The organism is Ferruginivarius sediminum (assembly GCF_003344765.1).
Taxonomy (GTDB): Bacteria; Pseudomonadota; Alphaproteobacteria; order Kiloniellales; family Rhodovibrionaceae; genus Ferruginivarius; species Ferruginivarius sediminum.
The window spans coordinates 1-21,807 of the sequence record NZ_QPMH01000001.1; the positions used below are offsets into that span (position 1 = coordinate 1).

The window sequence follows — 21,807 nt, forward strand, 5'->3', positions numbered from 1 at the left end:
TCCATGGTCCGTCTCCACTGTGCTTGTGGCTCGGCACCCGCCGGTGCAACCCACGTATCTCAGCACACCTGGAGGCGGGCCACCCGCCCCCGTGACGGACATGTCGTCTAGTTCCTGAACTGGTCGGCGAACTTTTCGCAGGGGTCCTCGTTGTCGACGCGGGGGGTGAACCAGACGTAGTCGAAGGCCGGCGGCGCATCGCCGTGAGCGACAGACATGTAGGACCGCCAGTTGGTCTCACCCTCCCGCACTTCCAGGATCGCCAGGGTCAGCACCTTGGGCTCAGCCAGCCGGTCGCGCAGATACCACGGAACGCCCCGATCCCCGCGAACGTGGCCGTTGCCGGCGATCAGGACAGCCTGCCCCACGCCTTCCTTGGCGGCGGAAACGAGGCTTTCGGCCATGGCGGCGTCGCGAAGCCGCTGCACCTTCGCCATCGGGGCGATGGCTTCGTCCGGCAGCATGTTGCAGTGGGATTCCACCAGTTCCTGTCGGAGGTCGGCCCGCAACGCCTCGGGCAAGTCCCGGTCCAGGCCAAGTGTCCGCACACGTCTCTCCGCCAGCGCGGCCAGGCCCTCGCGTCCGACCTTGCGCTGAAGCGGCTGGGCTACGTCGGCGGCGCGGACGGGCAGGCCGGCTCGCAGCGCGGCGGCGGCGACGGGTTCATAGATTTCCCAGTCCGGCCAGCCCCGTTCCTTCCAGCCGATGGCGGGGCCGAGGCCGGCGGCGTCGCGAGGGCGCGCCGCCAGATGGTCTTGCAGGGCGTCCGCCTGGTCCGCGTCGATCATCTCGAAAGCGACAGCGGGCCGGGCGCCCAGGGCGGCAAGCGCTTCCACCATCCATGCTTGCAGCCGGTGGTGGTCCGGATTGTCATGCTTTTCGCCCAGCAGCACGAAATCAGCAGCCGCCCCGGCCTCGGCAAGCTCGGCCGGCGTGGCGCGGGTGCCGCTGGCAGCATTCCACAGTGAGCCGGTCAGCGGGTGATCGGCGAAAACTTCGCTCCGCCAGTCCGAGGGGACAGGCGGCAACTCGGCCGAAACGACCTGAAAGGACCAGATCGAGGCGACAAGCAAAACGGCGAGGGCGCGAAACATGCCGGCAAGATGGCGCGTCTTTCCGCCGCCGGCAATGCTCGCCCTGGCGCGTTCCGTGGCCGTATGCTAAGCGCGGTGGCGGCAAAGCGACAGGAGCGGAGGCATGGCCCAGGCCAACGGCCCGCGCACCGGCGGGCAGATCCTGATCGACCAGTTGCGCATCCACGGCGCTGACCGTGCATTCTGCGTGCCGGGCGAGAGCTACCTCGCCGCGCTTGACGCGCTGCACGACGCGCCGGAGATCGCCCTCACCGTCTGCCGGCAGGAGGGCGGCGCGGCGATGATGGCCGACGCCTATGGCAAGCTGACCGGAAAGCCCGGCATCTGCTTCGTCACGCGTGGGCCGGGCGCGACGAATGCCAGCTCCGGCGTTCACGTCGCCTTTCAGGACTCGACGCCGATGATCCTGTTCATTGGCCAGGTGGGGCGCGGCATGCGCGACCGCGAGGCGTTCCAGGAGATCGACTACCGCCGCATGTACGGCCAGCTCGCCAAATGGGTCGCCGAGATCGACGATCCGGCCCGTATCCCGGAATACGTCAGCCGCGCGTTCCACACGGCGATGGCCGGGCGGCCGGGACCTGTCGTTCTGGCGCTGCCGGAGGATGTGCTGACGGAATCGACCGTGGTCGCCGACGTTCCCGCCTGCCGACCGGTGCGCGCTTATCCGGGCGCCGGGGAGATGGCAGAGCTGCGCGAGCGGTTGAGTAGGGCGAAACGGCCGTTCGTGCTGCTCGGCGGCGGCGGGTGGAGCCAGCAGGCCAAGGCCGATATGGAGGCCTTCGCCCAGGCGAATGACCTGCCGGTCGGCTGTTCCTTCCGCTGTCAGGACTACTTCGACAACGCCCACGGCTGCTACGCCGGCGATGTCGGGATCGCCCCGAACCCCAAGCTGGCCGAACGGGTCCGCGAAGCCGACCTGCTGCTGGTCGTCGGCGCGCGTCTGGGCGAGATGACGACGGCGGGCTACACGCTGGTGCAGCCGCCGGTGCCCCGGCAGACGCTGGTCCATGTGCATCCCGGCGCGGAAGAGCTTGGCCGCGTCTACCAGCCAGCCCTGGCGATCCAGGCAGCCACGCCCGCCTTCGCCGCGGCGGTGAGAGAGATGCCGCCGATCAACCATCCGGCCTGGGCGGGAGAAGCGGCGCGGGCGCATGCCGATTATCTCGACTGGTCAACGCCGCAGCCGGTGCCGGGCCCCGTACAGATGGCGGAAGTCATGGCGTGGCTGCGCGAGCGTCTGCCGGCCGAGGCGGTCGTGTGCAACGGCGCCGGCAACTACGCCGGTTTCGTGCACCGCTATCACCGCTACCGCGCCTATCGCAGTCAGTTGGCGCCGACCTCCGGCTCGATGGGCTATGGCGTGCCGGCGGCGGTGGCGGCCAAGCTGACGCGGCCGGATCGTCCCGTCGTGGCCTTCGCTGGGGACGGCTGCTTCCTGATGACCGGACAGGAACTCGCGACGGCCGTACACCACGGGGCGGCGATCGTGGTTATTGTGGTCAATAACTCGATGTACGGCACGATCCGCATGCATCAGGAGCGTGAGTATCCGGGCCGGATCAGCGGGACAGGTCTCACCAATCCCGACTTTGCGGCACTGGCCCATGCCTACGGCGCGCATGGCGAGGTCGTGGAAACCACGGAGGCCTTCGCGCCGGCGTTCGAGCGTGCATTGGAGTCCGGCAAGCCGGCAGTCCTGGAACTGCGCATCGACCCGGAGGCGATTTCCACCACGCGGACGCTTGGCGACATCCGCGAGGCGGCGCTGGCAAAGGCACGCCAGGCGTGAGCAAGGCGAGACGATGCAATCCGTATGCGGCTTCAACTTTCCATTAACCGTCTTACATTGATACTTGCCGCAAGAACCGTGGGAAGGTAAAACGCTGGGACTTGCGGCACGGACGGTATCGGCTGTACCTTCGCCGCCGCCAAGCGACACGGATGAACAGGACGCGCGATCTCCGGTGACACAGATGGTGTCCGACTCGACCCGCATTGATCCGATCCTCTCCGCCACTGCCGGTGGCGGCATCCCGACCCTGTCGCTCGACCTTCTCCTTGGTGACGGCCTTCTCCTCCTTATTCGCCCCTGAGCGCTGCCGCGCGCCGTCGGGGTGCAGGCGTTCAGGGGAGAAAAAAGGAAGGACAGCACCCCGGTGTGCCGTCGATGCGTCGTGCATCGGCTGAACGTCACCGATCCGGGAAGGACACGTGAAGGACCATGACTGAAAATCAATCGGCCAGCCAACAGAACAGGGTCGTAATCTTCGACACCACCTTGCGCGACGGGGAGCAGTCGCCCGGCTGTTCCATGACGCCGGAGGAGAAGCTGTCGGTCGCCAAGACCCTCGACGAGATGGGCATCGACGTCATCGAGGGCGGCTTCCCCATCTCCTCCACCAGCGACTTCGAGGCGGTCACCCAGATCGCCAAGCACGCCAAGAACGCGCAGATTTGCGGCCTGGCCCGCGCGCGGCAGAGCGACATCGACCGCTGCTGGGAGGCGGTCAAGCACGCGCGCCGGCCGCGCATCCACACCTTCCTGTCCACCTCTCCGCTGCATATGAAGTACAAGCTGCAGATGGAGCCGGACGACGTGCATCAGGCCGTGATCGACAGCGTTTCATACGCGCGGGACCTGACCGACAACGTCGAATGGTCGCCGGAGGATGGCACGCGGACGGAGCACGATTTCCTGTGCCGCTGTGTCGAGTCGGCGATCAAGTCCGGGGCGACGACGATCAACATCCCCGACACGGTTGGATACACCGTGCCGGAGGAGTTCCACGACCTGATCGCCATGCTGCGCAACCGGGTGCCCAACATCGACAAGGCGATCCTGTCGGTGCACTGCCACAACGACCTGGGCCTGGCGGTGGCGAACTCGCTGGCGGCGGTGCGCGCGGGCGCGCGGCAGGTCGAGGTGGCCGTCAACGGTATCGGCGAGCGCGCCGGCAACTGCGCGATGGAAGAGGTCGTGATGGCGCTCAAGACCCGTCACGATGTGATGCCTTATGACTGCGGCGTCGACACCCACTACATTACCCGCGTCTCGCGGCAGGTGGCGGGGATCACAGGCTTCGCGGTGCAGCCGAACAAGGCCATCGTCGGCAAGAACGCCTTCGCCCACGAGGCCGGCATCCACCAGGACGGCATGCTGAAGAACGCCCAGACTTACGAGATCATGACGCCGGAGTCGGTCGGGCTGACCCGCTCGACGCTGGTCATGGGCCGGCATTCCGGGAAGCACGCGTTCAAGAGCAAGCTTCAGGAACTGGGCTACGAGCTGAACGACAACGAGCTGGGCGACGCGTTCAAGCGCTTCAAGGATCTGGCCGATCACAAGAAGGAAGTCTTCGACGACGACCTGATCGCGCTGATCGACGACGCCGTGCTGCGGCACAACGATCATATCAAGTTCGTCTCGCTGGGCATCCAATGCGGCACGACCGGCCCGCAGACGGCCGATCTGGAGCTGGAGATCGAGGGCGAACGCAAGCACACGAAGACCGAGGGCTCGGGACCGGTGGACGCCACCTTCGCCGCGATCCGCGAACTGTGGCCGCACGAGGCGACGCTGGAGCTCTACCAGGTCCACGCCGTTACCGAGGGTACGGACGCGCAGGCCGAGGTGACGGTGCGTCTGGCGGAGAACGACAGGACCGTGAACGGGCAGGGCGCGGACTATGACACGCTGGTCGCGTCGGCCCGGGCCTACATCAACGCCTTGAACAAACTGATGGTGAAGCGAGAGAAGACGGCAACCTCCCAGGAGGCGGCCGGACCGGACGTGATGTCCGCCTAGCACGATGCGAACGGCGCCCGGCCAGGGGACGGCCGGGCGCTGCCGCGGATGCCGCGTCCACGGCGGAGCGATCCGCCACAAATGCCTTGAAATCGCCACCGTGGGCCGTTAGTCACCCAACAGCGCCCACCGTGGCATATTTAGTGGGTAAGGGGTTTCCGCGCACAATGTTCTCCCGTCTCCTCGGCATTCTCTCCGCCGACATGGCGATCGACCTGGGGACCGCGAACACGCTGGTCTATGTCAAGGGTCGCGGCATCGTCCTCAACGAGCCTTCGGTTGTCGCGATCGCCGAGGCCAAGGGCAAGAAACAGGTTCTCGCCGTCGGCGACGAAGCCAAGATGATGCTGGGGCGAACGCCCGGGAACATCCAGGCGATCCGGCCGCTGCGCGATGGCGTCATCGCGGACTTCGAGGTCGCCGAGGAGATGATCAAGCACTTCATCCGCAAGGTGCATAACCGGCGCAGCTTTGCTTCGCCGCAGTGCATCGTCTGCGTGCCCTCGGGCTCGACGGCGGTGGAGCGCCGCGCCATTCAGGAGTCGGCCGAGGCCGCGGGCGCGCGCCGCGTGTTCCTGATCGAGGAGCCGATGGCCGCAGCGATCGGCGCCGGCCTGCCGGTGACCGAGCCGACGGGCAGCATGGTCGTCGACGTCGGCGGTGGCACCACCGAGGTCGCGGTGCTGTCGCTCGGCGGCATCGTCTACTCGCGCTCGGTCCGCGTGGGCGGCGACAAGATGGACGAGGCGATCATCGCCTATATCCGGCGCAATCATAATCTTCTGGTCGGCGAAGGCTCGTCCGAGCGCATCAAGAAGCAGATCGGCTCCGCCTGCCCGCCCGAGCACGGGGAGGAGGGCCGGACGATGGAGATCAAGGGCCGCGATCTGATGAACGGCGTGCCCAAGGAACTCGTCATCTCCGAGCGCCAGATCGCCGAGTCGCTGGCCGAACCGGTCGGTGCCATCGTCGAGGCGGTGAAGGTCGCGCTGGAGCATTCCGCGCCGGAGCTGGCCGCGGATATCGTGGACAAGGGCATCGTACTGACCGGCGGCGGCGCGCTTCTGGGCAACCTGGACTACGTCCTGCGGGCGTCCACCGGCCTGCCGGTTTCCATAGCCGACGATCCGCTCTCTTGCGTCGCACTGGGCACGGGAAGGTGCCTTGAAGAAATGAAGACGCTGAAGAACGTGCTGATCACGATGTACTGATGTTGTGGGGCTCGTCTTAACCAATTTTTTCAGTGCGATGGTCGGGTTCGCTGTTTCTTTCTTAACGAATGCACAGTAGAATCCGAGAAGGTGTCGCAGTAAAAATTAGTTCCGAGGAACAGGTCCGGGCTTGGGGAGGACCTGAGTGAAACGACCGATGCGACCGTTGGAGGATCTGACCACGCCCGTCAGGGCATGGTTGCATCGCTTTGCCTTCCTGCTGCTTGTTGGCGGTGCCTTCGCTCTAATGTTGGTTGGCAAGGCCGACGGCATTCTCGTGGAGCGCGCGCGCACGACCGTCGTCGACGCGGTGGCACCTATCCTCGACGCGGCATCGCGACCTGTCGCAACGGTCGCCGACGTCCTCCGGGAGGGGCGGGAGCTTGCCGTCCTGCGTGCGCAAAACGCCGCTTTGCGGAAAGAGAACGCGCGACTCAAGCACTGGCAGCTTGTTGCCCGCCGGCTGGAGGCCGAGAACGCGGCGCTGGCTCAGCTTCTCGACATGGCTCCCGAGCCGCAGACAGACTATGTCACCGGTCGCGTCATCGCCGACAGCGGCGGCGCCTTCGTGCGCTCGGTCCTGATCAACGCCGGGACGAACCACGGGATTGCCAAGGGCCAAGCGGCGCTGACGGGCGAGGGGCTTGCCGGCCGCGTGGCCGAGGTTGGCCGCACGAGCGGGCGTGTTCTCCTGATCACCGACATCAACTCGCGGATTCCGGTCGTCATCGAAAGCACCCGGCAACGCGGCATCCTGGCGGGGGACAACTCCGATCGGCCGAAGCTCGTCTACCTGCCCGAAGAGGCGGAGGTGGCCGTGGGTCAGCGGATCGTGACCTCGGGCCATGGCGGCGTATTCCCACCCGGCTTGCCGGTGGGCGAGATCGTCAAGGCCGGCGAGCATGGCGTCCGCGTCCGGCCTTTCGCTGACTGGAACCGCATGGAATACTTGCGCGTGGTGGACTACGGCATGCCGGGAATCCTGATGACGCGGGAAGATGATTATAGCGCACGGATCGCGGCGGCGACGGGGGCGCCACGGTGAAACTGACGGTCTGGCAGCGGCTGGACCTGATTGCCCGCCAGATCACCCCGACGCTGCTGACGCTGGCGCTGGTCATGGTGGGGATGGTGCCGCTGCATCTGCCCGACTTGGCGCCTGTGGTGCCGTGGCTGGCGCTGATCGCGGTGTACTACTGGTCGGTGCACCGCCCGGACCTTATGCCGGCGGCTGCCGTCTTCGCAGTGGGCCTGTTCCACGATCTGGCCGCGGGGACCGCGCTCGGTGTGGGCGTGTTGGTGCTGCTGCTGGTGCATGTTGCCGTGGTGTCTCAGCGCCGCTTCTTCATGTCGCGCAGCTTCATGGTGATCTGGTTCGGATTCGCCGTCATCGCACTGGGCGCCTGCACGCTGTCCTGGCTGTTGAACGCGCTGCTGGCGGGGACGCTGGTCGACGCGCGTCCGGCGGCGTTTCAGTTCATGACCACGGTGGCAGCCTATCCGCCGCTGGCGTGGCTGTTCGTACAGGTTCAGCGAAGCATGCTGCGCACCTAGCCGCCGGCTTCGGGTGTCGGCGGCGGAAAACGAGGTTTCGCGACGGAGCGACGATGGCCCTGCTCAACGAGGATCACGGCCGGTTCAAGACATTCTCCCGCCGGGCCCTGATGCTGGGTGGCGGCAAGCTTGCGCTGCTGGGCCTGCTGGCGGGGCGGATGTACTACCTGCAGGTTGTCGAGGGCGAGAAGTACGCGACACTGGCGGAGGACAACCGGGTCTCGCTGCGCTTGCTGCCGCCGCCGCGCGGGCGCATCCTCGACCGCTTCGGCGCGCCGCTCGCCGTGAACAACCAGAACTACCGTGTCCTGCTGGTGGCCGAGCAGGCCAACGACATGACGACGACCCTGGACCGGCTGACGCGGATTATCCCCATCGACGAAAGCGACCGCGAGCGCATCCTGCGCGAGGTCCGGCAGAAACGCGCCTTCGTGCCGGTGACGGTGCGCGAGAACCTGTCATGGGAGAAAGTGAGTCAGGTCGAGGTGAATGCCCCGGACCTTGCCGGCATCTCGATCGACGTCGGGCAGACGCGGCACTATCCCCACGGCGCCGAGATGGCGCACGTGCTGGGCTACGTCGCCGCCGTGGCGGAGCACGAGCTGACCGGCGACCCGCTGCTGGAACTGCCGGGATTCCGTGTCGGCAAGAGCGGTCTGGAAAAACGCTATGACGAGAAACTGCGCGGGTCGGCCGGCACCAGTCAGGTGGAGGTCAACGCGGTGGGCCGGACCATCCGCGAACTGAAACGTGAGGAAGGCCAGCCCGGCAGCGACCTGATCCTGACCCTGGATGGCGAACTTCAAGGCTTCGTGCAGCGGCGGCTGTCGGGGGAAAAGAGCGCATCCTCCATCGTCCTCGACGTGGAAACCGGCGATGTACTGGCAATGGGCAGCGTGCCCAGCTACGACCCCAATGCCTTCAACTTCGGCCTCTCCAACAGCGAGTGGCGCGCCCTGGTCAATAACCCGCAGCATCCGCTGACCAACAAGGCCATCGGCGGACTGTACAATCCCGGCTCCACCTTCAAGATGGTGGTGGCACTGGCGGCGCTGGAAGCGGGTATCGGCGCCGGGCACGAGGTGTACTGCCCCGGCTTCTACAAGCTGGGCAATGCGCGCTTCCATTGCTGGCGGCGCTGGGGCCACGGCAAGCTGAACATGGTCGAGGGGATCAAGAACTCCTGCGACGTGTACTTCTACGAGCTGGCCCGGCGCGTGGGGATCGACCGCATCGCGGAGATGGCCAAGCGTTTCGGCCTGGGCGAGACGGTAGGCATCGACTTGCCGGGCGAGCGTGGCGGGACGGTGCCGACGAAGGAGTGGAAGCGCGCCTATATCGGCGAACCGTGGCAGGGGGGCGAAACGCTCGTCGCCGCCATCGGACAGGGCTTCGTGCTGACGACGCCCCTGCAGCTTGCGGTGATGACCGCGCGTCTGGCCAGCGGCAAGGCCGTGCGGCCGCACCTGGCACACGGGCTTTCAGGCCGGGACGAGGACGTGACCCCGGTCGTCGAGCGCGCCTTTCCGGACCTGGAAGTGCCGCTGCCACACCTCGACGTCGTGCGCGCGGGGATGGATGCCGTCGTCAACGAGAAGGGCGGCACCGCTTATGGCAAGCGCATCCGCCAGGAAGGCTGGGAGATGGCCGGCAAGACCGGCACCGCGCAGGTGCGTCGCATCACCATGGCCGAGCGACGGCAGGGCGTCATCAAGAACGAGGATTTGCCCTGGCGCCGGCGGGACCATGCGCTTTTCGTTGGTTTTGCGCCAGTGGACAAGCCTCGCTACTGCTGTGCCGTCGTGGTGGAGCACGGCGGCGGCGGTTCCACGACGGCGGCACCGATCGTGCGCGATGTGCTGGTCGAGACGCAGCGCCGCGACCCGGCCCGCCGCGGCGCACCCGCGCAGGTGGCCGGCAAGCCGGCGGGAACCGAGACCTAGGGGAACGGACAGCGCGCATGCAGACGCAAGGACTGCGCCGAAACCCGGAGATGACCCTGGCGCAAAAGGCGCTGCAGGTGAACTGGGGCCTGGTGTTCGTCGTCTCGGTGCTGGCGGCCGTCGGCTGCGTGATGCTGTACTCGGCGGCCAACGGCTCCTACGACCCCTGGGCGTCGCGCCAGGCCGTGCGTTTCGGCGGCGGTCTGGTGCTGATGGTCGGCGTGGCGCTGGTCGACATCCGAATGTGGTTCCGCTGGACATGGTTCATCTACTTCGGCGCGCTTGCCCTGCTGGTCGCGGTCGAGGTCATGGGGACAATCGGCATGGGCGCGCAACGCTGGATCGACCTGAAGGTGATCCAGCTTCAACCGTCCGAAGTCATGAAGGTCGCAATCGTCCTGGCACTGGCACGCTATTTCCACGGCGTTTCGGAGGAGGATATCGGCCGGCCCACACGGCTGATCCCGCCGCTTCTGGCGATTGCCGCGCCGGTCGGCCTGGTGTTGAACCAGCCGGACCTGGGCACGGCCCTGATGCTGATGATGGTCGCGGGGGCGATCTTCTTCGCTGCCGGCGTGCGCCTGTGGAAGTTTGCCGTTATCCTGGGGGTTGCCGGGGCGGCGATTCCGGTGGCCTGGCAATTCCTGCACGACTACCAGAAGCAGCGGGTGCTGACGTTCCTCAATCCGGAGTCGGATCCGCTTGGCAGCGGCTATCATATCATGCAGTCCAAGATTGCCCTGGGGGCCGGCGGTATGTTCGGCAAGGGCTTCCTGCAGGGTTCGCAGAGCCACCTGAACTTCCTGCCGGAAAAGCAGACGGATTTCATCTTCACCATGATGGCCGAGGAGTTCGGCATGCTGGGCGGCCTGGCGCTGCTGGGCCTCTATGCCATCGTCCTGATCTACGGCTTCGCGATCAGCCTGCGCGCGCGCAACCACTTCGGCCGGCTGCTGGCCCTGGGGCTGACGGCGAACATGTTCCTTTACGTTTTCATCAACATCGCCATGGTGATGGGATTGATTCCCGTCGTAGGCGTGCCGCTGCCGCTGATCTCCTATGGCGGGACGGCGATGCTGACGGTCATGACCTCGCTTGGGCTGACGATGGCGGTCTACGTTCACCGCGACGTGCGTATCCCCCGCCGTGGCCTGGACGATGCGGATTGACGGCCGACAGCGGGAGGCCGGCGGAATTTCTTGAAAATGCGCTGTCGCGGCCCTTCACAAACCGTTGCGAAGTTGCTATCTACGCCCGGCATCAGCGGGCCAGTAGCTCAATTGGCAGAGCATCCGACTCTTAATCGGCAGGTTGAAGGTTCGAGTCCTTCCTGGCCCACCACCTTTTCTGCGGGTTTCCGGCGGTTTCGAGACTGAAAGGTTTTGCAAAATCGGTGTGGTTTTGCAAACTATCGGCTGCCCTCGTTCTCTATAAGTTTCCGGATTGCCTCGTCGGCTAGGCGGGCTTGGTTCACCTGCGCGGCGTAGTGTTCGACCATTTGCAACGTCTGACCCGTCACGGCCGCGACCTGAGCCGTGGCGCAGCCGGCCTCCAGGAGTCGGTTCACGGCGTTCTTACGCAGGCCGTGGCGTGAGTAGCCGGGAAACCCGATCTGGCGCATTAGCCTGGGCCCTGTCCGCTAGGCTTCCCGGCACCAAAAGGAAGGCGCCGAAGATGACCGTGTTCCAGATCGCCGCGCTGCTCATCGTGCTCGCCGCCGGCTTCGGGTATCTGAACCACGTCACGCTGAAGCTGCCGACGACGATAGGGCTGGTTGTCATTGCGCTGGGCGCTTCCCTGGCCGTGATCGCGCTCGATGCGCTTTTGCCGGCCACGACGCTGGCGGAGGACGCGCGGGCATTGGTTCGCGGGATCGATTTCTACGCCGCGCTGATGAACGGGATGCTGGGGTTCCTGCTGTTCGCCGGGGCGCTGCATGTCGATATGTCGTCCCTCGCCGGACAGCGCTGGATCGTCCTGTCGATGGCGACCGTCGGCCTGTTGATCTCCACGGCACTGGTGGCGCTGGGGTTCTGGTGGCTGGCCGGCGTGCCCTTCGCCGTGGCGCTGGTGTTCGGCGCGCTTATCAGCCCGACCGATCCCATCGCGGTGCTGGGATTGCTGAAGCAGCATCGTGTGCCCGAGAGCCTGGAAACGAAAATCGCCGGCGAAAGCCTGTTCAATGATGGCGTCGCCGTGGTGCTGTTCCTGGTGCTGGTGGCAATCGCCTTTGGACAGGGACATGGCGGAGAGGGCGTGGACGCGACGCAGGTCCTGCTTCTGTTCGCCCAGGAGGCAGTCGGCGGTGCCGTGCTGGGCGCGCTGGCGGGCTTGGGCGTGTGCCACCTGTTGCGCGGGTTGGACGAGTACGTGCTGGAGGTGATGCTGACCCTGGCGCTTGTGATGGGAGCTTATGCGCTGGCGCAAGGCCTGCACATGAGCGGGCCGATCGCCGTGGTCATCGCCGGCCTCTTTATCGGCAATCGTGGTATGCGCCTGGGAATGAGCGAGACCACCAGGACACACGTGCAGAACTTCTGGCACTTGGTGGACGAGATCCTGAACGCCGCGTTGTTCCTGCTCATCGGCGTGGAAGTGCTGGCCATTCCGTTCCGGACGGAGATCGCGCCGGTGGCCTTGGCGGCGATACCGCTGGTGTTGCTGGGCCGGGCGGCCGCGGTTGTGGTTCCGGTAAGCCTCTTGCGCTTCCGCCGGACCTTTACGCGTGGTGCGGTGCCGATCCTGGTGTGGGGCGGGCTGCGCGGCGGTATATCGGTCGCGCTCGCGCTCTCGCTGCCCGATGGCCCGCACAAGGCGACTATCCTTGTGGCCACCTACGCCGTGGTCATATTCTCGATCGTCGTCCAGGGCCTGTCGATGGGGCGTGTCATCCAGCGCTTCGGCCCGCGCGCCGCCGCCGAGGAGCGGGACATGGCGGGCGGCACGCGGGGCTGATTGTCGCAAGCATCGACGCGGCCGCACTGCCGCGCGGTCAATTCCTGGTGATCGTCATGCTGCTCGTCGTAGTGCTGGTGGTGCTGCTACTGGTCCGTGTTACGGTTGCTGTCCCGCTCTGCGTGCGGGTCGCCGTTGTGACCGTGTCCGTGGAAGACAGATCGCCGGGGCCGCTATCTGGCACTGGGTCGCGACCGTTCAGGACCACGAGCGTCCGGCTTTCGCCCCCGGTTGCGTTGATGATGTTCTGAAAAAAGGTGCCGAATGAGATGCCGGCGCCGCGGTGCGCGGCCAATTCGGACGTTTCGAGCACCTCGATTCCGGCGAAGCCACCGGTAAAAGCCTCGTTTGGCTGAATTCCGGATAGCCCGCCTGCGACAGCCGACGGCGCGGTAAAGGCGAGCATGGCCGCACTAAGGCATGCCGTAATCCTCAGAGGATGCAATTTCTGGCACATTGTCATTTCCGCCTCTCTTGGCCTGCACTGCAGCATCTGAATGCTGGATTCTACCATCTTCAATGCGATGTTGTGAATTTTATTAAATAATATCTGTAACACATCATGCAAAGGCTGCATATACAAAGTAGAAAATTGTCATTAATTATCTAAATTCATCTAAATATCGAAAATTCGATATAGCGGACACAGCTGCCGTAAATCTATGCAGGTTCAGCCGAGCCATTATGTCCAAAGACACGAACAATCATCGGCTCATATCCGTGCCGTAACCTACGGCAAGGGACAACCCGTAATCCCAGTTCGTCGGCGCCAAAAAAACTAACGTGCAATTTATACACGCAGCAAGTGAAATTGCCGGCGCTAATTTGGCATAACCGGCGGACCACGCGCGGCATTATAATCTGAAATGTGCTCACGGACAAGCCAAATGGTTGCTTGTCAAAACGGGTACTTCGCCATAGAATTACAATCTAAGGTAGATCCGCTCGATGTGTGAAATAACATCGGAGGAAGGTATGTATAAAGACGTAAACAACCAGAATGTTGTTCCATATGGACCAAATAGAAAAGGGTGGCAGGAACAAATCCCTACACTTGCAAAAAAGGGTGATAAATACTTTGTATCTCCGCCGCAGGCAGATCCGAATGATATTTATGGGGGGCTCAAGGTCGAATTACTCGACTCGACGGACCTGCAGCTACTACCAAGGGCCCTGACCGAAGCTGAACGAAAGCGCGCGCTCTTGCGGGTGGAAACGCACGAAGAGCTCTATGCTGAGACATATCTTGGCCAGCAAAATCAGTCCGTATTTCTGGATGTGGATTTCCAGACCCATCTCTCCAGATACATGAACACTCTATTGAACAACATTGGCGACCCCTTTATTTCAGGAAGTTTGGGTAAGAATACCAAGTTCGCCGAGTGTGCGGTCCTGGATTACTACGCGTCCCTATGGAACGCGAGATGGCCCAGTGACCCGAAAGATCCTGATTCGCACTGGGGTTATGTACTCAGCATGGGCTCGACGGAGGGCAATCTCTACAGCCTTCTACAGGGTCGCGACTACCTGAAGGGCAGGCCGCTTCACGAAGGTGGTCAAAAGGTTCCCGATCGGGAACTGGGTGGTGAGACGGCAGGGGCGGATCACACAATCGACAATCCGAATGCCTTTCGCCCTATCGCATTCTTCTCGGAAGATCGCCACTACTCGATACTCAAGGCGTTGCGAGCGATGGAGATTCCTGCCTACGGTGACGTGGGAGCAGCGGAATATCCGGGGCAATGCCCGATCACAGAGGACGGGCATTGGCCTCTGAATGTACCGTCGTTGGGCCCGGATGGCGCGCACCCGGTAGGCTGTGGAGTTGTCGATATCGACAAGCTCGAAACGCTTGTCGAATTCTTCGCGGCACGCGGCCATCCCATCCTGCTCGTCCTTACCGTCGGTACTACATTCAAGGGAGCGCACGATCCAGTTGACGATATTGGCAAGCGCCTGATGCCGATCTTCCGGCGCCATGGCTTGGCGCAGCGCCGAGTCTGGGCGGATCCGGCGCATCCCGCGCATTGGGACTGGCGCACCGGGTTCTGGATCCATGTCGATGGTGCGCTGGGAGCTGCTTACCTACCGTTTCTTGAGATGGCCTATCACGCTGGAGAAACGGCGCAGCGTGGTCCGGTCTTCGACTTCCGGCTGCCTTACATTCATTCGTTGGTGATGAGCGGGCACAAATGGCCGGGAACGCCGTGGCCGACTGGAATATACATGACCAAGCGGAAGTACTTGATCAAGCCACCCGAGGATCCGGATTATATCGGCGCCCCCGATACCACTTTCGCGGGCTCGCGAAACGGCCTCTCGCCGCTGTTGCTGTGGTGGTATGCCGCCGTCATGTCGTATGACGCCCAGGTCGAACGCATCCTGCATTGCCAGCGTATTGCAGAGTACGCCGAACGGCGATTGCGGGAATTAAGCGACGTCCTGCAATTCGATCTCTGGGTACAGCGCTCGCCGCTGTCATTGTCGATCCTTTTCCGCAAGCCAAATGATGCGATCACTTCGACGTACTCGCTGTCGACACAGTATGTTCCGTCACCTGATCGACGAGGTGAATGGCGAAACTATGCCCATATCTATTGCATGGGTAGTGTTGACGAACAGTTGATTGACAGATTTGTTGAAGAGTTGAGCGAACCGGAGGCTTTTCCAGAAATGGCGGCGGAAGAAATGGAACTTAAACACACGCCCGGTTCGGAGCGCTCCCGCCACGGCAACGACCGTTGCGGGCGAACGGAAGATTCCGTTTGCGCGAGGCAGAGGGGCGGTGACAAGGCCGTGAACAACCTGCTTTAAGATAAGGCGCAATGAGAGGTAGCAGCCGGGCGGCAACTCTTATCATAGCTGCAGAGGGAAACACCCCACGGCTGCGACCACTCCCGTTTCTGACGCTTGGCCCAATGCGGTCCTGGACTTCGTGGGGCGCATTTCATCAGCGAGCTGTTCGAGTGTGCCGCGAACGCACACAACTGCCGTCCTGGCTCCGCCCGGCATTGCGAAAGGAAATCTTTCGATACCCTCCGAAAAGGTGTCCACGCAAGTTAGTTGTTAATACATCATAAAGTTCTCGTATGTGATGTAGGTGGCGGCTTATCCGAAGTTTCGTGTGTCCTATGCGGCGGAAAGCGTGCCCCATAAGGACGCGCGAAACAGCTATGACGCCCAATTGGACTGTACGAAAGGGAGGGACTTCAAAGTGTTGCGCAAGACTTTCGGTATCGCCGCCGGGCTAACTGCGATCCTCGGCTTGGCGACACAGGCGAGCGCAGATGAAATCACGATAACTGCCGATCAATGGTGCCCCTACAACTGCGAGCCTGGCAGTGACGCGCCCGGCTATGTCGTGGAACTCGCAAAGCGTATTTATGAGAGCGAGGGTCACACTATCAAATACGTCAACAACCCTTGGCAACGAGCTCTAAAGATGGGCGCCCGCGGCAAGGTGAATGGCGTTATCGCTGTCAGCTTTCAGCCGGAAACCGAGCAGATGGTCCTCCCTGAAGAGCCGCTGACGAGTTATGAGATCAAGGCCGTTACCGATGCCGACGATGGCTGGTCGTACGACGGCATCGAATCAATTGGCGAGCGCACCGTCGCGGTCGTTGCCGGATACAACTATGGCGACCGCTTCATGGAGTGGCAACGTAGCAACGAAGGCCAGCAGGTCGTCAATCAGGGAGACGGCGCCTTGCAGCGTAACCTCAAAATGGTTGCCTCGGGCCGTGCCGATTTCGCGATCGATGGCGCGAATGTGCTTGGCTACAACATCGACCAGATGGGCATGAAAGAAAGCTTCAGGTTTGCCGGCACAATCGGCGAGGCTGTGCCGCTGTATCTCGGCTTCAGCATGAAAGCCGGCAACGCCGAGGAATACGCCCGACTGTGGACCGAGGGCGTTCGCCGTATGCGAGAGAGCGGCGAACTTCAGGAAGTTCTCGACAAGTATGGCGTAAGCGACTGGGCGGAATAGGCCTCGCCTCGTTGCGTTTTGTATGAGGGCAGTGGTTGCGGGACCGCTCGAGACTGTCCCGCAACCGACCTCCCCCTTACCTGGCACGAGCATCCGGCACGATTGGTTTGTCAAGCGACGGAGAGATCCGGGATATGCGTTCGGCAAAAAATAGCGTTAAGGCGCGCGTTCTCCTTATCACCATTCCCATTCTGGCAATCGTGCTGGCCGCGGGATTTGGCGTAGCCCTTCAGCAGCAGATGTCCACGCTTCAGGCGCTGGGCAACCGCACCATCGATCTGCAGGAGCAGACATCGCAGGCCGCGCGGAAACAGGTGAGCAGTTCCTTCCAAGACCTCGAAGCGGTGCAGGACGAGACGATGGGCCGCCTGCTAAAGGCGATCGAGGCCTCCGGCGGGCGTACGATCGATGCACAGAACGAGGCCTTCAATCGCCAGTTGAATACCATCGTCACTTTAAGTGCACCGATGCTGGTACACCCCATGTGGACCTTCAACGAGGCCGATGCGAAGACGATCCTTGCTGGCATCGTCAGCTTGGACGCTGTCGTCGGGGTGCGCGCTGTGGAGGAGGGCGGCAATGTCTTTGCCGAGATAGGTAAGTTCGACGAGGGCGCTAAGAAGCAGACAGCTCATATCGAAGGGGAGATCAAGGACAAGCTGCAGCGCGTAGGCAGCCTGGAAATCTTCTACACCACGGAGGCGTTGGAGCAGGCCAAGGCGACGGCCGAAAACGAACTGGCATCAAATCGCACGTTTGTGGAGCAAGCCAGCACCCGGTTCGGCCAAACGGTGGAAGATACGCGGGGCCGGCTCACCGAAGCGGCGGCAGAGCGCCGAAGCGAAGCGGGCGACGTGATCGAGGCGACTATTGCAGGTGCCCAGAAGGAAGGTCTGGCAATAACCGGTATCATCTTCGCTGTCTTGACCGTCGTTGTCGCTGTTTCCCTGTCACTGACGCTCGGCCGTGTACTGTTGACGCCGCTGCAGAAAATGACCGAGGCGATGCGGCGCCTTGCCGATGGCGACACCGATGTCGAGATTCCTGCGGCGCAACGCGAGGATGAGATCGGCAATATGGCGGAGGCCTGCCGCGTCTTCCGGGACAATGCGCTCGAGAAGGAACGCCTGGAGCAAGAGCAGGCTGATGAGCAGTTGCGCACGGAAAGGCGCCGTGCGATGCAAGAACTCGCTGATACCTTCGAACAGTCGGTGGCGCATATCGTTTATCGCGTTTCCGAGAGCAGCAACCAAGTACGGGATAACGCTAGGAACCTTTCCGAACGTGCCAAGCATGCCCAGAGCGACGCTACGGGGGCCGCGGGGCACGCCGAGGAGGTTTCGACAAACGTGGAATCCACTGCGTCGGCGACCGAAGAGCTATCGGCATCGGTGCACGAGGTCACGCGGCAGATCCACGAGTCTTCCCAAAAGGCGACCGACGCAGTTTCACGGGCAAAGGAAACCAGCAGTACGGTCCAAAACCTCAAGCAATCCGCCGACAAGATCGGAGCGGTCGTCACACTTATCCAGGACATTGCCGAGCAGACCAACCTGCTTGCCTTGAACGCGACGATCGAGGCGGCCCGCGCCGGCGAAGCCGGCAAGGGCTTTGCGGTCGTCGCCAATGAGGTGAAGTCCCTGGCAAACCAGACACAGAAAGCAACCGAGGATATCAGCGGTCAAATCAACGACATTCGAAACGTGTCGGAGCTTACCGTCGATTCAATCGAGGCGATCAGCAGGACCATCAACGAGATCAATGAGGCCGTTGCTCACGCTTCATCAAGCGCGGAACAGCAGAACAGTGCGACCTCCGAGATTTCGAGCAGCCTCGACAGAGCCGCCAAGGGCACCCAGGAAGTGAGCCAGCGCGTCACCGACATCACGAATGGCGCCCAGCAGACGGGCGAAATGGTACAGGCGGTTCTCTCCACTTCGGACGAATTGACCGAGGTTGCGCAAGACTTGAACCAGGAAGTGGAAACTTTCCTGACCAAGGTTCGGGCTGGCTGATAGGAAGCGTATGGATAACGATGCCGGGATAACCTCAAGGGAGGTTCGGCATCGATCCGATATCATACGCCGTGCAGCCTACGGAATTGCACCTGGTACTGCCAGGGCCTGTTGGATTGTAAGATTGTAAGGGGGAAGGGGCTCTTACGCTTGGGGTGGAGGGAAGCGCCCAACTACTCCGCCTGCTGACGCGAGCGTTGCCGGCGGCGGCGTCGGCCACCACCCTCGTCGCCGTCGGGCTGCGCCGCCTTTTTCGGCGCCGGCAAGGGTACGGCCTTGCGCAGCATGGGGTAGGGCGCGGTGGCGTGCGGGAAGCTCATTGCCTCGACGAAATGCGCCTGAAAGCGCGGCTCAACGGCAGTCTCGATCTTCTCGATCTTCCGGACGACGTTTTCGATCTCGTCGCGTGCCTTCTGATTCAGCAGAGCGATGCGTGCACCGGTCCCGGCGGCGTTTCCGGCCGAGGTGACTTTCTCCAGGTTGCAGTCCGGGATCAGGCCCAGGACCATCGCATACTTGACGTCGATGTGCGCGCCGAAAGCCCCTGCAAGCACGATGCGGTCGACGCTCTCGATACCGAGGTGATCCATCAGCAGCCGCGTACCGGCGTAAAGCGCCGCCTTGGCAAGCTGAATGGCGCGCACATCGTTCTGGGTGATGCGTATCTCCGGTTCGCCGGCGTGTAGCAGGTAGGACCATGTGCGGCCGTCCTGCTGCACGCGGTCCGATTTGGCCGCCATCGCGCCGTCGATGGTGCCGTCGGGTGTGATGATGCCGGCGAGGTACATCTCGGCCAGCACCTCGATGATGCCGGAGCCGCAGATGCCAGTGACGCCCAGGCGCTTGACCTTCTTCTCGAAGCCCGGTTCGTTCGACCACTGGTCGCAGCCGATCACCTTGAAGCGCGGCTCAAGCGTCTCGGGATCGATGCGAACCCGCTCGATTGCGCCGGATGCGGCGCGCTGACCGGAAGAGATCTGCGCGCCTTCGAACGCCGGCCCGGTGGGGGAGGATGCGGCCAGAAGCCGGTCCTTGCTGCCCAGGACGATCTCGGCATTCGTGCCAACATCGACGACCAGCACGATATCGTCTGACAGGTGCGGCGTCTCCGACAGCACGACACCGGCGGTGTCCGCGCCGACGTGCCCGGCGATGCAGGGAAGGACGTAGACACGCGCGTCGGGATGGATCCGCACGCCCAGCTCTTCCGCCCACAGCGTCATGCCGCTGTTCGTCGCCAGCGCGAAGGGGGCGCCGCCAAGCTCCGTCGGGTCGATGCCCAGCAACAGGTGATGCATGATGGGGTTGCCGACGAAGGTCGCGTTCAGGATCTCCTCCGGCGAGACTCCGGCCTCCTCGGCGGTCTCCGCGATCAGGTCGTTTATGGCCTCGCGCACCGCCGCCGTCATCTCGGCGTCGCCGCCGGGATTCATCATGACGTAGGACACACGGCTCATCAGGTCTTCGCCGAAGCGGATCTGCGGGTTCATGATCCCGTTCGACGCCAGCACCTCGCCCGAGGCCAGATCGCAAAGATGCGCCGCGATGGTGGTGGAGCCGATGTCGATCGCCACGCCGAACGCCCGGTCGTGGAAGCCTGGCCAGACCGCCGTCAGCCGCTTGCCGCGATGCACGGCGACGGTGACCTTCCACGCGCCATCGCGCAGCGCCTTCTGAAGGTTCTGCAGAAGGCGAAGGTCGGCATCCTCCAGCTCCGTCAGGTCCCACTGCTCCCGCAGCGACTTCAGCAGACGTTCCAGGTCACCGCTGGGCTTGTGCATGTCGGGCTGCTCGACGTCGACGTAGTGCAGGCGCACCGCCGGGTCGAGCACGATGTCGCGCACTTCCGGCCGTTTGCGCACGACCTGCTTGTGAACCTGGCTGTCGGCGGGAACGTCAACGACGACGTCGTCCAGGATCCGCGCCTGGCAGGACAGGCGGCGTCCCGGCTTGACGCCCTTGCGGGATTTCTCGTGGTAGCGCTGCTCGACCTCGTTCCAGGGGCTGACGTGGTCGGCGCGCGACTTGATGTTGTGCTTGGCGAAATCGCCCTCGGCAACCTTTACTTGACAGCGCCCGCATAGGCCACGGCCGCCACACACGGAGTCGATGTCGACACCGAGCTGGCGGCCGGCCTGCAGGACGGTCGTCCCCTTCTCGAAGCGGCCGCGCCGGCCGGAGGGGGTGAAGACGATCAGGACATCATCCGCCATGACTACCTCAACTCGTTAAAGTCGCCGCCGGCGCCGGTCCCCCGTCGCTGTGGCCGCTTAAGCGCCGGCCCGGCGCCGCCGGCGTTCGCGCCGCCCTTCGCCGCCTTCGCCAGCCGCCTGCGTGGGTTCGCGGAACTTCTTAATCCACCGCAGGCAGTCCTTGTCCACGCCCATCAGCACGTCGGCCGCCATCACGCCCGTCATTTCCGGCTCGTGCAGGGGGTTCATGATTGCCGAGGTCATGCCGGCCCCCGCCGCCATCGCCAGGAAGATCGAGTTAAGCCCGTGCCGGTTCGGCAACCCGAAGCTGACGTTGGAGGCGCCGCAGGTACTGTTGACACCTAGCTCGTTACGAAGGCGGTTGAGGATATGGAAGGCCTGTTTGCCGGCGTTGCCCAACGCCCCGATGGGCATGACCAGCGGGTCGACGACGACATCCTCCTTGGGGATGCCATGGTCCTGCGCACGCTCGACGATCTTCTTCGCCACCGCGAAGCGGACGTCGGGGTCCTCGGAGATGCCGGTTTCGTCGTTGGATATGGCGACGACCGCGGCGTTGTGCTTCTTGATCAGCGGCAGCACCTCTTCCAGGCGCTCCTCCTCGCCGGTGACCGAATTTACCAGCGCCTTGCCCTGATAGACTTCCAGGCCGCGTTCCAACGCCTTCACGATCGAGGAGTCGATCGACAGCGGCACGTCGGTCAGTTCCTGCACCAGCTTGATGGTCTGGGCCAGGATCTCCGGCTCGTCGGCCAGCGGGATGCCGGCGTTGACGTCGAGCATGCTGGCGCCGGCCTGAACCTGGGCGAGGGCATCCCGCTCAACGGTGGAGAAGTCGCCGCTCGCCATCTCCGCGGCCAGCTTCTTCCGGCCTGTCGGATTGATCCGCTCGCCGATGATGCAGAACGGCTGGTCGAACCCGATTACGACTTTCTTCTTGTGCGATGTGACGACGGTCTGGGTCATCGTGGCGCTCTCCTCCGGCGCGTGCTGGCGTGGCTGCGGCGTTGTCACTCAAGGACCGCC

General features: G+C 63.5%; 15 protein-coding genes, 1 tRNA gene and 1 pseudogene. 12 read left to right on the forward strand and 5 right to left on the reverse strand.

Features of this window, described 5'->3' with window-relative positions:
* Positions 1 to 107: 107 nt before the first annotated feature.
* Complete coding sequence (locus DRB17_RS00005) at positions 108 to 1,094, reverse strand: ChaN family lipoprotein (protein ID WP_114580119.1); 987 nt, start codon at positions 1,092 to 1,094, stop codon at positions 108 to 110.
* Positions 1,095 to 1,197: 103 nt separating this feature from the next.
* On the opposite strand from DRB17_RS00005, the gene DRB17_RS00010 reads away from it, so the two are divergent.
* From DRB17_RS00010 to DRB17_RS00045, 8 genes are all read left to right on the forward strand, one after another.
* Positions 1,198 to 2,886, forward strand: a complete 1,689-nt coding sequence (locus DRB17_RS00010) for a thiamine pyrophosphate-binding protein (protein ID WP_114580120.1) — start codon at positions 1,198 to 1,200, stop codon at positions 2,884 to 2,886.
* Positions 2,887 to 3,318: 432 nt separating this feature from the next.
* Entirely contained in the window at positions 3,319 to 4,902 is a 1,584-nt protein-coding gene (locus tag DRB17_RS00015; protein WP_114580121.1) for a 2-isopropylmalate synthase, read from the forward strand.
* A 167-nt stretch (positions 4,903 to 5,069) separates the two neighbouring features.
* Positions 5,070 to 6,113, forward strand: coding sequence for a rod shape-determining protein (locus DRB17_RS00020; protein ID WP_114580122.1), 1,044 nt, complete (start codon positions 5,070 to 5,072; stop codon positions 6,111 to 6,113).
* A gap of 145 nt (positions 6,114 to 6,258) precedes the next feature.
* The gene (gene mreC / locus DRB17_RS00025) at positions 6,259 to 7,158 is read left to right on the forward strand and encodes a rod shape-determining protein MreC (RefSeq protein ID WP_241503690.1); all 900 of its coding nucleotides are present in this window, start codon (positions 6,259 to 6,261) and stop codon (positions 7,156 to 7,158) included.
* Positions 7,155 to 7,667 carry a rod shape-determining protein MreD gene (gene mreD, locus DRB17_RS00030; RefSeq protein ID WP_114580124.1) on the forward strand — a complete coding sequence of 171 codons (513 nt, stop codon included), beginning with the start codon at positions 7,155 to 7,157 and terminating at the stop codon, positions 7,665 to 7,667. Before mreC ends, mreD begins: the two co-directional genes overlap by 4 nt.
* A gap of 53 nt (positions 7,668 to 7,720) precedes the next feature.
* The gene (gene mrdA / locus DRB17_RS00035) at positions 7,721 to 9,610 is read left to right on the forward strand and encodes a penicillin-binding protein 2 (RefSeq protein WP_114580125.1); all 1,890 of its coding nucleotides are present in this window, start codon (positions 7,721 to 7,723) and stop codon (positions 9,608 to 9,610) included.
* Between the two features lie 17 nt (positions 9,611 to 9,627).
* The gene (gene rodA, locus DRB17_RS00040; RefSeq protein WP_114580126.1) at positions 9,628 to 10,779 is read left to right on the forward strand and encodes a rod shape-determining protein RodA; all 1,152 of its coding nucleotides are present in this window, start codon (positions 9,628 to 9,630) and stop codon (positions 10,777 to 10,779) included.
* Positions 10,780 to 10,875: 96 nt separating this feature from the next.
* A tRNA-Lys gene (locus DRB17_RS00045) sits at positions 10,876 to 10,951 on the forward strand.
* 67 nt (positions 10,952 to 11,018) lie between these two features.
* Here the strand turns inward: DRB17_RS00045 and DRB17_RS00050 are convergent.
* A complete protein-coding gene (locus DRB17_RS00050) occupies positions 11,019 to 11,231 on the reverse strand; it encodes a hypothetical protein (protein ID WP_114580127.1) in 213 nt (70 codons plus the stop codon).
* Between the two features lie 53 nt (positions 11,232 to 11,284).
* Between DRB17_RS00050 and DRB17_RS00055 the strand changes: the two genes are divergently transcribed.
* Entirely contained in the window at positions 11,285 to 12,565 is a 1,281-nt protein-coding gene (locus DRB17_RS00055) for a cation:proton antiporter (protein ID WP_114580128.1), read from the forward strand.
* Between the two features lie 37 nt (positions 12,566 to 12,602).
* Here DRB17_RS00055 and DRB17_RS00060 read toward each other — a convergent pair whose 3' ends face one another.
* On the reverse strand, positions 12,603 to 13,142 hold the full coding sequence (locus tag DRB17_RS00060) for a hypothetical protein (RefSeq protein WP_114580129.1): 540 nt from the start codon (positions 13,140 to 13,142) through the stop codon (positions 12,603 to 12,605).
* Between the two features lie 398 nt (positions 13,143 to 13,540).
* On the opposite strand from DRB17_RS00060, the gene DRB17_RS00065 reads away from it, so the two are divergent.
* From DRB17_RS00065 to DRB17_RS21055, 3 genes and pseudogenes are all read left to right on the forward strand, one after another.
* A complete protein-coding gene (locus DRB17_RS00065) occupies positions 13,541 to 15,379 on the forward strand; it encodes a PLP-dependent aminotransferase family protein (protein ID WP_161958644.1) in 1,839 nt (612 codons plus the stop codon).
* A 400-nt stretch (positions 15,380 to 15,779) separates the two neighbouring features.
* The gene (locus tag DRB17_RS00070) at positions 15,780 to 16,553 is read left to right on the forward strand and encodes a substrate-binding periplasmic protein (RefSeq protein WP_161958645.1); all 774 of its coding nucleotides are present in this window, start codon (positions 15,780 to 15,782) and stop codon (positions 16,551 to 16,553) included.
* Between the two features lie 971 nt (positions 16,554 to 17,524).
* A pseudogene (locus DRB17_RS21055) lies at positions 17,525 to 18,568 on the forward strand (methyl-accepting chemotaxis protein); the annotation flags it as partial.
* A 173-nt stretch (positions 18,569 to 18,741) separates the two neighbouring features.
* Here the strand turns inward: DRB17_RS21055 and DRB17_RS00080 are convergent.
* Positions 18,742 to 20,781, reverse strand: coding sequence for an ASKHA domain-containing protein (locus DRB17_RS00080; RefSeq protein ID WP_114580133.1), 2,040 nt, complete (start codon positions 20,779 to 20,781; stop codon positions 18,742 to 18,744).
* 57 nt (positions 20,782 to 20,838) lie between these two features.
* Entirely contained in the window at positions 20,839 to 21,747 is a 909-nt protein-coding gene (locus DRB17_RS00085) for a methyltetrahydrofolate cobalamin methyltransferase (protein WP_114580134.1), read from the reverse strand.
* Between the last annotated feature and the right edge of the window lie 60 nt (positions 21,748 to 21,807).